This is a genomic window from Bacillus sp. JJ675 (genome assembly GCF_036963165.1).
In the GTDB taxonomy this organism is placed as follows: Bacteria; Bacillota; Bacilli; order Bacillales; family Bacillaceae; genus Bacillus; species Bacillus glycinifermentans.
Window position 1 is genome coordinate 1 of sequence record NZ_JBALMR010000057.1, and the last position, 15,476, is coordinate 15,476.

The following is a 15,476-nucleotide window of genomic DNA, read 5'->3' on the forward strand; positions in this document are numbered from 1 at the left end:
CTGATCACATTCTGATAGAATATTCAATTTTTCTTCTTTTAAAAACCATTTTCCAGCCATGAAAAAACTCCCCCAAGGCAAACAGATTTTTTTATTTCATCTGTCTACCTTTAGGGGAGCATATCACCGTGCAGGGCCTTTTATTTATAGTGCAAGCTATGACGGACGCGAGGCGGAACGGATCGGAAACAGCGCTTTTGAAACGGTACGCGCATTTTTTTCCGTAATCTCGGCTTTTCTCGGAATTGGAGCATACAGGCCGTCAGGATCGCTCCATGCGGCCGGCAGCGGGACAGACGCTTGTTTTTCCCAGCGTTTCAGCCATTTTTCGGGCATATGGCCTTCAGCCTTGATTCCTTTCATTTCGAGCCAGATTCTCCCCCATGCCCGCGGGACGACCCTCCAAATGTCATAGCCTCCGCCGCCGACGGCAATCCATCTGCCGTCGCAATACTTGTGCGCCAATTCGTGAGCAAGCTTTGGAATTTCTTCATAGATTCTCATCGTTGTGCACAAGTGTGTGAGCGGATCATAGTAATGAGCGTCAGCTCCGTTTTGCGTCAAAATTACGTCAGGCTTGAAAAATTCGGCGATTTCACGTACAGCCGTGAGGTAGGAATCGATGAAAGACTGATCCTCGGTAAACGCGTCTAGCGGAATATTAAACGCGTACCCGTAGCCTTCGCCATGTCCCCTTTCCTGAACCTGGCCCGTTCCCGGGAACAGATAGCGTCCTGTTTCATGAATCGAGACGGTGCAGACAGATGGATCGTCGTAAAAGGTGAATTGCACGCCGTCTCCGTGATGGGCGTCTGTATCAATGTACAAAATTCTGGCGCGGTAGTTTTTCTGCACATAGCGGATCACAACCGAGCTGTCATTATAAATGCAAAAACCGGAAGCTCTCCCTCTGAATCCGTGGTGAAGCCCGCCGCCGAGGTTGAGGGCGTGCTTTGCCTTGCCGGTCATGACATAGTCAGCAGCCGTCAGGGTTCCGCCCACCAAAAGCGAAGCGGCTTCATGCATGCCGGCAAAAACGGGCGTATCTTCCGTGCCGAGACCGTAGCTCTCTCCGTCTGCTTCGGGAAGCTTTCCCCGTCCGGCAAGCTTTACGGCTCTGATATAATCTTCCGTGTGAACGAGGCTGAGTTCAGATTCTGTCGCCATTCGCGGCGCGATAATTTCTCCCTGTCCAAACGCATTCATCGTGTTCAGAAGGTCATACGTGACATAGACCCTGAGCTGGTTAAACGGATGGTCCTGATGAAATTGATAGGTTTGGTAGGAGGGGGAAAAGACAAAGACGCAGTCTTTCATAGCAAATCCCTTTGCTCTGCGGGCCAAAGCACTTGATACCCTTTTGATTTTACATCTTTTATGCTTGCTTCCGGATTCATCGTCTGCACGCGAAATACGAGAATCTTTTCATTTTCTTCTTCGCCTGGATAAACGAGCACGCTTGAAATGCCGATTTGCCGCCTGCTGAAAATCATGCTGATATCGGCGAGGCTTTTGGCGATATCATCGGTTTTAATTTCGATCTGCGAGCCGGGAAAATGGGCGCCCGTCAGCCTGACAAACGTATGAAGCAAGTCAGACTTCGTCACAATGCCGACCAGTTTACCGTTTTTCACAATCGGAAGGCAGCCGATTTCGTGTTCGAAAAACACGGCTGAGATTTCCTCGGCGAAATCGAGCGGATGCCCTGTCACGACTTCTTTTGACATGATCAGTTCAACCGGTTTCTGCAAAGCGCCGGCTGAGCTGTTTTGAGCAAAAATACTCGGGGTTGCCGTCTTTACATCCCGATCCGTCACAACGCCGACGACGGTTCCCCGTTCATTGACGACAGGGAGGTGTTTAATGCGGAATGTCCTCATTCGTTTGATCGCTTCTTCGATCGTATCTGTTCTTGAAAGCGTCACAACGTCTTTTTTCATGATTTTTTCAACAATCATATTTAGATCCCCTTTGCTCCCTTAATACATAAAGCGGTTATGGAACCTGAGCCTGTCAAAGCGCTCGATCGATTCCTGGCTGACCTCTTTTCCGATGCGGGCCATTAAACAGTTGGCGGGATGAGAACTGATTTCCGGATCGTCTGTGGCAAACCAGACAAGGCCCCCGGCATTCATCATCTTCTCCATCATCTTTCTGTACTCCCAGACATCTTTGTTTGTCCCCTTCAAATCCCAATGCCAGTAATATTCAGTCGTAATGATAATGTATTTTTCCATTTGTTGATCCATCATGCTGACCTCTAAAAGCGTCTTTCCGACAGAGTGTCCTCTGAACCTTGGAACCACCTCGATGGCGCCGAGTTCGATTAAATTTTCCATGTTTCCTTCAGACCATCTTTCAAGCGGGTCGGGATAAACGTAGGTGACATAGCCGACAATGGTATGATGGAAACGAGCGATGATAATCCGTCCTTCGGGAAGCCCTGCGATTTCGATTAATGCTTCATGCTGTTTTTCAGATGGGCGAAAGGCTGTAAGCTCTGCATGAAACTCATACTCTGCGAGTTTATCGGGGCTGATAGGGCCCTCTATCAGCAATGTGCCTTCCCCCGTGTGCAATTCTTTGGCATGATAGGTTTTGTGATGCTTCACGTATTCACCGCCTCACGTCTTAGTTGAAGTCTTTTACACATAACATACCAAAATATTAAGCGTTTTCAAAGGAAAGAACAATATTTTTTAAAAATTGAGAAAATAAAAAATCTATACTATAATATATTTTGATGATCGAACAAAGGGGGATGGGCATGGAATTGAAAGCGTTGCCAGCCGTGAAGGGAAATTATAATCTAAACGACTATGAGGAAGTATACCGGACGTTTGACTGGAAAGATGCTGAAAAAAACTTTTCATGGCACAAAACAGGAAAAGTGAATGCGGCATATGAAGCCATCGACCGCCATGCTGAATCGCACTTGAAAAACAAAGTGGCTTTTTATTACAAAGATCCGGCCCGCGACGAAAAGTACACCTTCAGAGAGATGAAAAATGAAACGAATAAAGCCGGGAACGTCTTAAAAAAACACGCCGATGTCAAAAAAGGCGACCGTGTGTTTGTTTTTATGCCGAGATCGCCCGAGCTTTATTTTATTATTCTCGGCGCCGTCAAACTTGGGGCCATCGTCGGGCCTTTGTTTGAAGCGTTCATGGAGGGTGCGGTAAAAGACCGGCTGAAAAACAGCGAGGCGAAGGTCATCGTCACGACGCCTGAACTGCTGGAGCGGATTCCGCAAAAAGAGCTTCCGGATCTGAAAACGATTGTGGTCGTCGGGGAAGGCGTGAAGGAAGAAGGGCCTATTGTAGACTATTTTTCAAAAGCTGAAGAAGCAAATACCGATCTTGAGGTTGAATGGGTCGATCCGGAAGACGGAATGCTTCTTCACTATACGTCAGGCTCTACAGGCGCGCCAAAAGGGGTTCTCCACGTCCATCAAGCGATGGTCCAGCATTACCAGACGGCGAAATGGGTCCTTGATCTGCGGGATGATGATATCTACTGGTGCACGGCTGATCCGGGCTGGGTAACCGGAACAATCTACGGCATCTTCGGTCCGTGGCTGAACGGGGCGACGAATGTCGTCGTTGGCGGCAGATTCAGTCCGGAGTCGTGGTATGAGACGATTGAACAGCTGGAAGTCACCGTTTGGTACAGCGCACCGACAGCCTTCCGGATGCTGATGGGAGCCGGCGACGACCTCGTAAACAAATACGATTTAAGCTCATTGAGGCATATCTTGAGCGTCGGAGAGCCTTTAAATCCGGAGGTCATCAGATGGGGGCACAAAGTGTTCCATAACCGGATTCATGACACATGGTGGATGACCGAGACAGGTGCACAGCTTATTTGTAATTATCCTTGCATGGAGATCAAGCCGGGTTCGATGGGCAAGCCGTTCCCCGGCATCGAGGCAGCGATCGTCGATAATCAGGGAAAAGAGCTCCCGCCTTACAGAATGGGCAATCTTGCCATCAAAAAGGGCTGGCCGTCGATGATGCGCTCCATCTGGAATAATCCCGAAAAATACAGCTCGTATTTTATGCCGGGGGATTGGTATGTATCTGGGGATTCCGCATACATGGATGAAGACGGATACTTTTGGTTCCAGGGACGGATTGACGATGTCATCATGACGTCAGGCGAACGCGTCGGTCCGTTTGAAGTCGAAAGCAAGCTCGTCGAGCATCCGGCCGTGGCTGAAGCCGGTGTCATCGGCAAGCCTGATCCCGTCCGCGGGGAAATTATTAAAGCTTTCATTGCACTCAGGGAAGGATACGAGCCGTCAGACGCCTTAAAAGAGGAAATCAGACAGTTTGTCAAAAAAGGCCTGGCCGCGCATGCTGCCCCAAGGGAAATCGAATTTAAAGATAAACTGCCGAAGACGAGGAGCGGAAAAATCATGAGACGCGTCCTGAAAGCGTGGGAGCTGAACCTCCCGGCCGGCGATCTGTCGACGATGGAAGACTGATGCTTCATTGACAATGAGGAAATATTATGTTAAAAAAGATTTAGTCTTAAATACGAAAAGGTGAAGACTGAGATCAGTAGAACGCATCCTTCCCTGTCTTAGAGAGCTGATGGCCGGTGAGAATCAGCACAAATGGATGGTTCGAATTACACTCACGAACCGCTTTTACGAAAAAGCCTGCCGCTTTGTAGTAAAAGAGCGGACGATGTCCGTTATCAACAAGAGTGAAAAGGACGCCCCGTGCGTTCTTTTAAGCAGGGTGGTACCGCGATGTTCATCGTCCCTTCGTTTACACGAAGGGGCGTTTTTATTTTAGGAAAAAAGGAGCCAATAATGATGACACATTTACTTGATGATTTGTCCTTCAGGGGACTGATTCAGCAGCAAACCGATGAGGAGGGATTAAGGGAGCTCCTCGATCAGGAGAAGATCAGCCTGTACTCAGGCTTTGACCCGACGGCTGACAGCCTGCATATCGGGCATTTGCTGCCGATCTTAATGCTCCGCCGCTTTCAGCAGGCCGGGCATCGCCCGATCGCACTCGTAGGCGGCGCGACAGGCCTGATCGGCGATCCGAGCGGAAAAAAAGCCGAGCGGACGCTGAACAACGAAGAGATTGTCCGCGAATGGTCGCAGAAAATCAAGGATCAGCTTTCGCGTTTCCTTGACTTTGAAGCTGACGAAAACCCGGCGGTAATGGCCAACAACTATGACTGGATCGGGCAAATGAATGTGATTGACTTCCTGAGGGATGTCGGCAAAAACTTCGGCATCAACTACATGCTTGCCAAAGATACGGTAAGCTCCAGAATCGAAACGGGTATCTCATACACAGAATTCAGCTACATGATTCTGCAGTCTCTCGATTTCTTAAACCTATACAGAAACGAAGGGTGCAAGCTGCAGGTCGGCGGCAGCGACCAATGGGGCAACATTACAGCCGGCCTTGAGCTGATCCGGAAATCGGAAGAAAGCGCAAAAGCTTTCGGATTGACGATCCCGCTTGTGACAAAAGCGGACGGCACGAAATTCGGAAAAACGGAAGGCGGCGCGATCTGGCTTGATAAAGAGAAAACGTCGGCCTATGAGTTTTACCAATTCTGGATCAACACAGATGACAGAGATGTCGTCAAATACTTGAAATATTTCACTTTCCTTTCCAAGGAAGAAATCGAAGAACTGGCTGAAAAAACAGAAACAGCTCCTGAAAAACGCGAAGCGCAAAAACGCCTTGCCGAAGAAGTGACGGTCCTCGTTCACGGCCGCGAAGCGTTCGAGCAGGCTGTCAACATTTCAAAAGCGCTCTTCAGCGGAGACATTAAACAGCTGTCAGCCGAAGAAGTGAAGGTCGGCTTCAAAGGCGTTCCTTCCATGGAACTCGGGCAAACCGATGAACTGCCGCTCATCGATGTCCTCGTCCAATCGAAGCTGTCGCCATCCAAACGCCAGGCGCGCGAAGACATCACAAACGGAGCCGTCTACATCAACGGCGAACGGCGCACTGACGTAAACAGCGTCCTCAGCCGCGAAGACCGCATCGAAGGCCAATTCACTGTCATCCGCCGCGGGAAAAAGAAATACTTCCTGCTGACTTATAAGTAATCAGCGAACCCTTGCCGAATGGCAAGGGTTTTTTGTTCCCTGGGAATATCAAAAAGTGTGGATGTAGTCATCAAAATCGTGTTAAAGATTCCAAGACCATCGGGAGGTAAGGAAATAGACATATTACTCGATCATTAATATTTTGGCTCTTGCGTAACTAGCCAGTAGACGGAGCAGGTTAAAGGGAAGGGAAAACTGAGCCGAATTTTCACGGTAGAGAGAATAGGATTTTTGTCTTGCACTTACCAACCGTCTCTTTATTTTATAGAGAGCCTTCAGATATACGAAGGATTTGCATAGAGCCGGCTATGAATATATATTGAGAAGAGATTGTGAAAAAACTAGGCGAAGGGGAGGAATTTCACAGATGAAGATTGCGGCACTTTATGATATTCATGGAAACCTGCCGGCATTAAATGCATTGCTAAAGGAACTTGAAGATGTCAAGCCGGATTTAATTGTTATTGGTGGAGATATCGTCTCTGGACCAATGCCTAGACAAACTTTGGAACGGATTTTCTCCTTGACTGATAAAGTTCGCTTTATTCGTGGAAATGGGGATAGAGAAGTAGCAATGGCTTTTGATGGAAAAAACCTCCCATCTACAATGTCAGAAAAGGGTCGACAAAGAACCCAATGGGTCGCTGATCAGTTAACTCGGTCTCAAAGAGACTTTCTATCAAAATTACCCGAAACAGTAACAGTTCATATTAATGGATTGGGAGATGTGCTATTTTGTCACGCTACACCACGTAGTGATGAGGAAATCATTACACCCAATACCTCCCAGGAACGACTTGCCGCTATTTTTTCAGGCGTTCGGCAACAGATTGTTGTCTGCGGACATACCCATATGCAATTTGAGCCGACAAACAGGCAGTATACGCATTGTCAACTCTGGGAGCGTAGGAATGCCATTTGCTGATGAACCAGGGGCATACTGGCTCCTAATTAGTCCAACAGGTTATGAGTTTCGACATACGGCATACGATGTTGAGGCGGCGGCGCAAGAGATTAGAGCAAGTAAAGACCCAGGAGGAAAGGAATTTGCCGATGAGAATGTGATCAAGGTTCCAACTGCTGCAGAAGCATCGGAATTTTTAGAGCGTATTGCAATGAAAAACTCGTAAAATAGCTGGCTTTTTTCAAAAAAGTGTTTAAGGCAGCTCTTATCAAGCATTGATTACGTAACCTAAATATACGAGAAAACGATTGAAAACGATACTATGGAAAAAGCATTTGAAAGCCAAAAAGGAGATGAAAACTCAAGAAGAAATATTAACATTATCGACTGAGCCGGCCGATAGCAAAATGTTTTATGATATAATGGATATGTTTTGCATTAATCAATACAGTTGGCAACAGAGGAAATTGTATGAAGTGGTATTGGAAAGGTTTAAAAAACTATGCAAATTTTGAAGGGAGAGCAAGGCGAAAAGAATATTGGCTGTTTCATCTCTTTAATGGCATCATTTGTTTTCTTTTATTAATACTATCATTATTAATAGCAGGTTTATTTATTGCAGAATTGCTAGGAGAAGGCGGATATCAAGCAGGATATGTAGTCGGGTATGGAGGGGGATTGCTTGCATACATTTTGATCTTTATTTATCAGTTAGCTGTTTTGGTGCCGTCATTAGCTGTCGGCGTCCGCAGATTGCATGACATCGGGAAAAGCGGTTTATGGATACTCATTGGCTTGATTCCGTTTGTCGGTGCTATTATCCTGCTGATCTTCTACTGCCAAGATAGTGAAACACAAGATAATCAATATGGACCAAATCCAAAAGCGAATTTAAATTAATGGTAAATTGCACCCTGATTGTCAGACAATGAATCAAGCGATCGGGGTGTTTTGATTGTCTTAAGATAAATTTAAAACCGGTTTGGTCGTTCTTTCAAAAGAGGCTACCAAATGTCACTTAAACTGCCGTAAATATCAAAAAAAGAGAGGAAACCACAGGGAGAACTTGAAACAGACGCACAACTGACGCTTTGAAAAATAAATATTTACGCTTATTTTTAAATAACATAATTATAATCCGGAATATGGATTTTCAATGTTTCCTTCTAATTCCTCTATAAGCTCTATAACTTCATCACTAATTTTTTCTTCTCTAATCATTTCCTGTAATGCTTGAAAACTTTCCGGAAGTCCAAAATAAGCAATGATTGCTGTAGCATTATCCATTAGGCCATAAGAATTCACATCCAAGATGTTTTTGATTCAAATATCCGCTTTATGTTTAATTTTGCCGTCCAGCATTTTATATGTATGCCATTGTCTTTCTGAAAGCCGGTATATAGCTTCAGATAATTCAATTTTACTGACAGTGTCTTTTGTACTTTCATACATTTCAATCATTTGATTGAAATACTTTTCTAAAGTATCTTGGGATAAAGAATCGGGTAATTCATCAAACTTAGAAAAATCCATGTTGTTACTGGCATGTATGTATATTCCTCGGCTTTTATGGGGTTTACCATCTCGTCCTAGAGGTTTATTTGACAGTCCGCATATGCTTTCCTTTCAGCTCTGTCCATTTTGATCTTTCAAGCGCGTTCATCTGCTTGAGATGTCTAATAAGACGGTCGTTTTAACGTTATGCGTCTGCCTACTTGTTTGATTTTATCTCCCAAAACCCCCGAATCAATTGGAGAGAACCATAAAGCAGAGAGAAAATAAAAAACCCCAGAATCGTCGGTATATCAACAATTCTAGGGTTTCCTTCAATACTCTTTGCAGAGCATTTCCCTTAACGAGAGTAGAACTCAACGATAAGCGCTTCGTTAATCTCAGCAGGAAGTTCAGAGCGTTCTGGAAGGCGAGTGAACGTACCTTCAAGTTTTTCAGCATCGAAAGTCAGGTATTCAGGAACGAAGTTGTTCACTTCAACCGCTTCTTTGACGATTGCAAGGTTTTGAGATTTTTCGCGAAGCGAGATGGTTTGACCAGGTTTTACTTGGTAAGACGGAATGTCAACGCGGCTTCCGTCAACAAGGATGTGACCGTGGTTTACCAGCTGGCGAGCTTGGCGGCGAGTGCGCGCTAAGCCGAGACGGTACACGATGTTGTCAAGACGTGATTCAAGAAGAACCATGAAGTTTTCACCGTGTTTACCGGCCATTTTCGCAGCTTTGTCAAAAAGGTTGCGGAATTGGCGCTCGTTTACACCGTACATATGGCGAAGCTTTTGCTTCTCTTGCAATTGCAAACCATATTCAGATAGTTTTTTGCGTTGTCCCGGACCGTGCGGACCTGGTGCATAAGGACGTTTTTCTAATTCTTTACCCGTACCGCTTAAAGAGATTCCCAAACGGCGGGATAGTTTCCAGCTTGGACCTGTATAGCGAGCCATAATGTGACTCCTCCTTTGGTTTTATTTTGTGAAAATAAAACCCATCTGTTCAATTCAGCCATGTCCATTTTGTTTTCATGTATCCTCGCTCCAGCAGCAAAGAGTTACACGATACACCTTATATAGTATAAGGAACAAAATGAAACACAGTTGCAGAACAAAAAGGCTGCAATATTTCACACAAAGTCGATTATATAATGTTCAAGGATGAAAGTCAACCATAGGTGATGGGAGTCGAAAATACTAGATGGCAACGAGGATAAAGTCCTGGTTTTGTGATATAATCGGGAAAATAAAATGAGATTTTTGTGGAAATTTTCGGGTGATAATCATGAATAAACAAACGGAAGACCTATATTTGTCTTTTCATCAGGAGTTGCTGCAGTTTTTATTGAAAAAACGGGATGCCTCTTACAGTGAGTCAGTCGCCTGGCTCAAGGGGGCGGCAGAGTCTTTTTTTTCGTTTATGTCCTTAACCTTGAAGGTTTCGTCCCAGCCGGATGACTTGAGAGAACAGCACGAACCTGATAAAGACATCGATAAATATTATATCATAATAACAATTGAAGAAAACAGTAAATATATTAAGATTTCTTGTCAAAAGAATCATAAAATTTTAGAGGATTTGACTGAATCCGTCCGCTTGTTTTTGCAGAACTGCCTAAAAACAGAAGCATCTGCGGAAGAAACGCGCCGCCAAGCGAGGATCTATGAGCAGACAGCGTTGTTCCATGAGCTCATGGATCAGGAAAAAGTTCTCAAGACAATGCTTGAAAGCTTACAAGGAGAGTTTCCTTTCTTGTCATACGGCCTTTTTCTGTCTTATGACCAAGACCAGTATTTGCAATTGCCTGCAAAAGAAATCGACGTCAATGGTGAATCGGCCGATTCTTTCGCACTTGAAGCCTACCTGTCGGGGCAGGTGAAGCTGATCAACGGATCTACCGTCTATGTTCCGCTGAAAGGCAGGCAAGGTACGTACGGCGTTTTGCGTACCGAGGGAGAGAACGCAGCCAAAGCCGCTGCTGACATTGGCGTGATTGCCAATGCTGCGGGAATAGCCTTCGAAAACGCGCGGCTTTATGAACAGGCCAAAAACATGATCTCCAATCTGGAACTTATCAATGAAACGTCTCATCAGCTAAATCAGACAAGGCAGCTTCCGGAAATGATGAAATATTTGTCAGAACGGCTGGTCGGGTCATTTGGCGCCGATGAAGTGGGCTTTTTTTATAACAGCTATTTAGAGGAACAGCAGCTCTTGCCTGGGAGCACCGTCTTTTTTCAAACGGGTGCAGCCGATCCGTACATCCGCTATGTCAAAGAGAAAATTTCAGAAGGGGACGGGGTTTTTGTCGGCAGCGGATCATCGATGTTCGGCCCTGACGGCTATGCGTCATTAATGGGCGTTCCGATGATCCAAAACAGTGAATGCATGGGATTTGCGATCGTTCTGAAGAAAAACGCCTATTCATTTTCTTTTGAAATGTTCAAGCTCTTTCAGACGCTGATCAGGCATTCCACTCTTGCCGTGACGAATTCGATGCTCCGTGACCGTCTGAAGCATATGGTTCAGACGGACCAGCTGACAGAGCTGTATTCGAGAGCCTATCTCGACGAAAAAATACAATACAGCATGGAAGCTCATCAGGAAGGGGTGTTTTTGCTGATTGACATTGATAATTTTAAGCGGATCAATGATACGTACGGGCACCAGACCGGGGATTCCATCCTTATTCAGGTTGCCCGGGTGATACAGCAGAACATCCGCGAACAGGATGTAGGAGCCAGATGGGGCGGGGAGGAACTGGCCGTGTACGTTCCGAAAATCGATATGTCCGCCGGGGAAAAGCTGGCTGACCGCCTGATCGCGCTCGTCAGGGAAAACACGAATCCGAAGGTTACGATTTCCTGCGGAATTTCGCACTGGTCAGCGGATGATCCGAAATCTCTGACATCTCTCGTCAAACAAGCCGATATCGCCTTGTATGAAGCAAAGCGAAACGGAAAAAACAAGCTGATGATTTTTGAAGCCAATTAAAAAAGAGCCGGGATTACCGGCTCTTTTTACTGATGCGCTCCCCGAGCTTTTCGGCGAACTTTTTCAAATATAATTCATCTATTTCGTCGAAGCGGTTTGTAATCGGGCTGTCGATGTCAAGCACGCCGATCACTTCGCCGTCTGCTTCAAGCGGAATCACGATTTCGGATTGTGAAGCAGCATCACACGCGATATGACCCGGGAATGCATTGACATCCTCCACGCGTTCGACCTGTTTGTTGGCGTATGCCGTACCGCAGACGCCTTTTCCGAACGGAATCCTGACGCAGGCCGGAAGCCCTTGAAACGGTCCTAACACGAGCTCTCCGTCTTTTGCAAAATAAAAGCCTGCCCAGTTGACGTCCTCAAGCGAATGGTAAAGGAGGCTTGAGGCGTTGGCCAAATTCGCAATCATATCAGGCTCTCCTTCTGTCAGTGCATCCGCTTGTTTAAGCAGGAGCTCGTATTTTTTTTCTTTGCTGCCTTCTGTTTTTTCGACATGAAACATGTTATTTCCCTCACTTTTTATTTGAAAATGCAAAATCGCGGCTTCGCGTGATGTGATTTGTCGAGCACTTTTTACAGGAACAACTCCGAGTGCGTGGAATTGTTTTTGTAAGAAGGGGTGAACAAGATGGGATCAAACTCATTTTTTACCACAAAGGACAGAATTATCGAATCTGCCGTGCAGCTGTTCAACCAAAAAGGGTTTTCGGGAACATCCGTCCGTGAAATTGCAAAAGCAGCGAATGTCAATGTGGCCCACATCTCTTACTACTTTAATGGAAAAGGCGGATTAATGGAACATTTGGTATCCCGTTTTTATGAAGGATATTTGAGAATCCTTGAACAAGGATACGAGCGCCTTCGCGACACAACTGCAAAGGAATGCCTTCTTCAGCTGATTTTTGATATTCTATCGTATCAGCATGAACACCGTCAATTAACTCGATTCGTCTATCGCGAGGTAACGATCGATTCGACGCTGATTCGTGAAGTGATGTCGACATATTTAACAAAAGAAAAATACATTCTCCATTTGATCATTGAAAAAGGAAAAGAGAACAGAGAATTTTCTCATTTTCCCCTTTCGCATTTTATGATCCAGTTGAAATCGCTTTTGACGATGCCCTATTTGCAGCCTCAGTATATTTCTGAGGTGCTGTATTTGCAGCCCCACGAACCTTACTTTTACAGGGCGTATTATCAAGAGGTCAAAACATGGATCATCAGCTTGTTTGACAGGAAACAGGAACAGATTGCCGCTATTTAGCGATTTGTTCAAAACGCTTATAGCCAAACCCGGCATCCTTTGCTTGATGGGCATCAGACCCATAAACAAGCGGGATGTTTTTTTGTTTGGCTTCTTCGATCATCCACTCCTCCAAATAAATGTCCCCGGCATGGGGTTTGCGGAGGCCTGACGTATTGAAGTCGAGTTCAAGCCCGCGTGCTGCCGCTTCTGTCAGACATGAGGACGCCAATTGGCGGACCTTTTCTGACATGGTATATGGAAAAAGTTTTACAAATTTTTTAACCAATGTAATATGACCGATTCGTTTTGGCTTAAAGACGCCGAGCGATGATACAATAGAAGAAAAGATTTCCTGATAGTATGCGAGATACACCTCTTCGATCGTTCCATAATGCCTGATCAGTTGTTGAAACGCGGCTTCATCATAATCAAGGCAGATATGCGACTCACCCGCCGGCAAAAAGTGAACCGACAGGATGCCGTCGTCAAGAACCGGGCCGAAATCATCAAGAAATGACTGGATTTCGCGTTCAAAGGCGCGGATATAGTCGACTTCAAGACCGATTAAAATATCGATTTGCCCTTCATATTCTTTTTTCAGCGCCGCAAGGCTTTTCAAATAGCGCTCCAGTGACGCCATCGGCATGGCGCTGTCCTTCTCGGGTGTCGGGTCAACGAAAGAAGGCGGCAGGGGGGCATGCTCTGTAAAGGTAACGGAATGAAATCCTTTTTTGCATAATTCTTCTATATATTGTCTGAATTCATCCTTTGATCCGTGAGGGCAAAAAGGAGAGTGGACATGAGCGTCTCGTTTCAGCATAATGTCACCCCGTAAAAAAATAGTCAGATGTTGTCACTTTGATGTAAAAAAATTAAAAATTCTGCTCAAAAAATGTTGGTTACATGGTATCATAAGAACAATGAAAACGATAGCTTTACTTCTTTTTTACATAACAATTTTTCAAAATATCATAACCCTGACAGAACAAGTTAAACAGCAAGGGGGCTCATTATGGAGTTTGTCATAGGCTTATTAGCGGCTTTTTTGATTTTATTCGCTGCAGGCTACTTATTCAGAAAAAATATATATAAAGAAATCGACCGTTTAGAAGCATGGAAAATCGAAATCCTCAACCGTTCGATCGTGGAGGAAATGTCGAAAATCAAGCATTTGAAAATGACGGGACAGACCGAAGAATTCTTTGAAAGATGGCGCAAAGAATGGGATGAAATCGTCACATCGCACATGCCGAAGGTCGAAGAGCTGTTGTTCGAAGCGGAGGACTGCGCCGATAAATACCGCTTTCAAAAGTCAAAGCAGGTGCTTGCCCACATCGAAAACCTAATATCTGCGGCCGAGTCCAATATAGAGGACATTTTAAAGGAAATCGCCGACCTCGTTTCAAGCGAAGAGCAAAACCGCAAGGAAATTGAAGATGTGAAAGAACGGTATACAAAGGTGCGCAAAAACCTTTTGGCGTACAGCCATTTGTACGGTGACCTTTACCCGAAAATCGAAGCCGATCTTGACGAGGTATGGGAAGGGATCAAGCGATTCGAGGCCGAAACCGAAGGCGGAAACTACATAGAGGCAAGAAAGGTGCTGCTTGCTCAGGACCGCTTGCTTGAAGAGCTTCAATCACACATAGACGATGTGCCGAAGCTGCTTGCCAGCTGCAAGCAGACCGTACCGCAGGAGCTGCAGAAACTGAGGGCGGGCTACCAGGAAATGATCGACAAAGGCTACAAGCTTGATCACATTCAGATCGACAAAGAACTGGAAAACCTTATGAAGGAACTGAAGCGCGCCGAAGCAGCGCTCATGGCAGACCTCAATCTTGAAGAAGCATCACAGATCGTACAAATGATCGATGAGACGATACAGACGCTGTATAGCGATTTGGAGCATGAGGTCGAAGCTGGACAGCTCGTATTAGGAAAAATGCCGGAGCTGGCTGTCACGCTTGAAAAGCTTGAATCCAGCAAAGAAGAAACAAAAGCCGAAACAGAGCTCGTAAAAGAAAGCTACAAGCTGACGACGGGTGAGCTGGAAAAGCAGCAGTCATACGAAAAGCGGCTTGAAACGATCAACAAGCAGTTTGAGCAGGTGAAGGAAAGGCTTGATCAGAAGCATGTCGCTTACTCCCTCTTAAAGGAAGAGCTGCTGGACATCGAAAAGCAGATCGAAACGGCTCAAAAAGAGCACGATGAATACAGGGAAATGCTCCAATTGCTGCGAAAGGAAGAGCTTCAGGCAAGAGAGCTTCTTGAACAGTTGAAGCACACCGTCAAAGATACGGCAAGACGTCTGGAAAAAAGCAATGTTCCGGGCATTCCCCAGTCATTGACGGAACAGATTCAAGCGTCCCGCTCCGTCGTTTTGAGAGTGAATGAACAGCTTGATGTACTGCCGTTAAACATGGATGCCGTCAATGAGCGGCTGAAAGAAGCCGAAAAACTTGTCACTGACGTGCAAGAGCAGACGGAGGATCTTGTTGAAAAAGTGTTGATGACCGAACGCATCATTCAGTACGGCAATCGCTTCAGAAGCCAGAACCATATGCTTTCAGAGCAGCTGAAAGAAGCGGAAAGGCGCTTTTATTCATACGATTACGATGAAGCGTTTGAGATTGCCGCAAGAGCGGTGGAAAAAGCCTCTCCGGGTTCTGTGAATCGCCTGAAATCGCAGGCCGATCAGCCCGAAAGCTAAAAGCCGGCATTGTTTAAAACGAT

At 45.7% G+C, this 15,476-nt stretch carries 16 protein-coding genes and 1 other annotated feature; of the genes, 8 read left to right on the plus strand and 8 right to left on the minus strand.

From position 1 onward, the window contains the following. Window positions 1–156 precede the first annotated feature (156 nt). From V7126_RS15180 to V7126_RS15190, 3 genes are read right to left on the minus strand one after another with little or no spacing between them, the layout of a single operon-like run. Complete coding sequence (locus tag V7126_RS15180; protein WP_046131904.1) at window positions 157–1,317, minus strand: acetoin utilization protein AcuC; 1,161 nt, start codon at window positions 1,315–1,317, stop codon at window positions 157–159. Further along, entirely contained in the window at window positions 1,314–1,958 is a 645-nt protein-coding gene (locus V7126_RS15185) for an acetoin utilization AcuB family protein (protein ID WP_046131903.1), read from the minus strand. Before V7126_RS15185 ends, V7126_RS15180 begins: the two co-directional genes overlap by 4 nt. A 21-nt stretch (window positions 1,959–1,979) precedes the next feature. Next, window positions 1,980–2,612, minus strand: coding sequence for a GNAT family N-acetyltransferase (locus V7126_RS15190; RefSeq protein ID WP_046131902.1), 633 nt, complete (start codon window positions 2,610–2,612; stop codon window positions 1,980–1,982). Between the two features lie 155 nt (window positions 2,613–2,767). Here V7126_RS15190 and acsA point away from each other — a divergent pair, with 155 nt between their 5' ends. The 5 genes from acsA (at window position 2,768) to V7126_RS15215 (ending at window position 7,892) form a co-directional block, all read left to right on the plus strand. Continuing rightward, window positions 2,768–4,486 carry an acetate--CoA ligase gene (gene acsA / locus V7126_RS15195; RefSeq protein WP_065894675.1) on the plus strand — a complete coding sequence of 573 codons (1,719 nt, stop codon included), beginning with the start codon at window positions 2,768–2,770 and terminating at the stop codon, window positions 4,484–4,486. Window positions 4,487–4,540: 54 nt separating this feature from the next. Next, window positions 4,541–4,774: a binding site (T-box leader), on the plus strand. A 48-nt stretch (window positions 4,775–4,822) separates the two neighbouring features. Next, the gene (gene tyrS, locus V7126_RS15200) at window positions 4,823–6,088 is read left to right on the plus strand and encodes a tyrosine--tRNA ligase (RefSeq protein WP_175076819.1); all 1,266 of its coding nucleotides are present in this window, start codon (window positions 4,823–4,825) and stop codon (window positions 6,086–6,088) included. A 367-nt stretch (window positions 6,089–6,455) separates the two neighbouring features. Beyond that, window positions 6,456–7,013, plus strand: a complete 558-nt coding sequence (locus V7126_RS15205) for a metallophosphoesterase family protein (protein WP_236809821.1) — start codon at window positions 6,456–6,458, stop codon at window positions 7,011–7,013. After that, entirely contained in the window at window positions 7,000–7,218 is a 219-nt protein-coding gene (locus tag V7126_RS15210) for a hypothetical protein (RefSeq protein WP_236809820.1), read from the plus strand. The genes V7126_RS15205 and V7126_RS15210 overlap by 14 nt, the downstream gene beginning before the upstream one ends. A gap of 245 nt (window positions 7,219–7,463) precedes the next feature. Beyond that, complete coding sequence (locus tag V7126_RS15215; RefSeq protein ID WP_175076818.1) at window positions 7,464–7,892, plus strand: DUF805 domain-containing protein; 429 nt, start codon at window positions 7,464–7,466, stop codon at window positions 7,890–7,892. Window positions 7,893–8,123: 231 nt separating this feature from the next. On the opposite strand, the gene V7126_RS15220 is transcribed toward V7126_RS15215, so the two are convergent. The 3 genes from V7126_RS15220 to rpsD all read right to left on the minus strand — a co-directional run bounded on the left by V7126_RS15220 (window position 8,124) and on the right by rpsD (window position 9,447). Next, window positions 8,124–8,279 (minus strand): hypothetical protein, encoded by a 156-nt coding sequence (locus tag V7126_RS15220; protein ID WP_175076817.1) that lies wholly within the window; start codon window positions 8,277–8,279, stop codon window positions 8,124–8,126. A 36-nt stretch (window positions 8,280–8,315) separates the two neighbouring features. Continuing rightward, window positions 8,316–8,525, minus strand: a complete 210-nt coding sequence (locus tag V7126_RS15225) for a hypothetical protein (RefSeq protein WP_175076816.1) — start codon at window positions 8,523–8,525, stop codon at window positions 8,316–8,318. A gap of 319 nt (window positions 8,526–8,844) precedes the next feature. Then, window positions 8,845–9,447: a 30S ribosomal protein S4 gene (gene rpsD, locus V7126_RS15230; RefSeq protein ID WP_046130819.1), complete on the minus strand. Its 603-nt coding sequence runs from the start codon at window positions 9,445–9,447 to the stop codon at window positions 8,845–8,847. Between the two features lie 331 nt (window positions 9,448–9,778). Here rpsD and V7126_RS15235 point away from each other — a divergent pair, with 331 nt between their 5' ends. Continuing rightward, complete coding sequence (locus V7126_RS15235) at window positions 9,779–11,488, plus strand: sensor domain-containing diguanylate cyclase (protein WP_046130820.1); 1,710 nt, start codon at window positions 9,779–9,781, stop codon at window positions 11,486–11,488. A gap of 13 nt (window positions 11,489–11,501) precedes the next feature. On the opposite strand, the gene V7126_RS15240 is transcribed toward V7126_RS15235, so the two are convergent. Further along, window positions 11,502–11,996, minus strand: coding sequence for a GAF domain-containing protein (locus V7126_RS15240; protein ID WP_046130821.1), 495 nt, complete (start codon window positions 11,994–11,996; stop codon window positions 11,502–11,504). Between the two features lie 126 nt (window positions 11,997–12,122). Here V7126_RS15240 and refZ point away from each other — a divergent pair, with 126 nt between their 5' ends. Next, window positions 12,123–12,761, plus strand: coding sequence for a forespore capture DNA-binding protein RefZ (gene refZ, locus V7126_RS15245; RefSeq protein WP_046130822.1), 639 nt, complete (start codon window positions 12,123–12,125; stop codon window positions 12,759–12,761). Here the strand turns inward: refZ and hisJ are convergent. After that, complete coding sequence (gene hisJ, locus V7126_RS15250) at window positions 12,754–13,563, minus strand: histidinol-phosphatase HisJ (RefSeq protein ID WP_046130823.1); 810 nt, start codon at window positions 13,561–13,563, stop codon at window positions 12,754–12,756. The genes refZ and hisJ overlap by 8 nt on opposite strands. 192 nt (window positions 13,564–13,755) lie before the next feature. Here hisJ and ezrA point away from each other — a divergent pair, with 192 nt between their 5' ends. Then, window positions 13,756–15,453, plus strand: coding sequence for a septation ring formation regulator EzrA (ezrA, locus tag V7126_RS15255; RefSeq protein ID WP_046130825.1), 1,698 nt, complete (start codon window positions 13,756–13,758; stop codon window positions 15,451–15,453). Window positions 15,454–15,476: the final 23 nt, after the last annotated feature.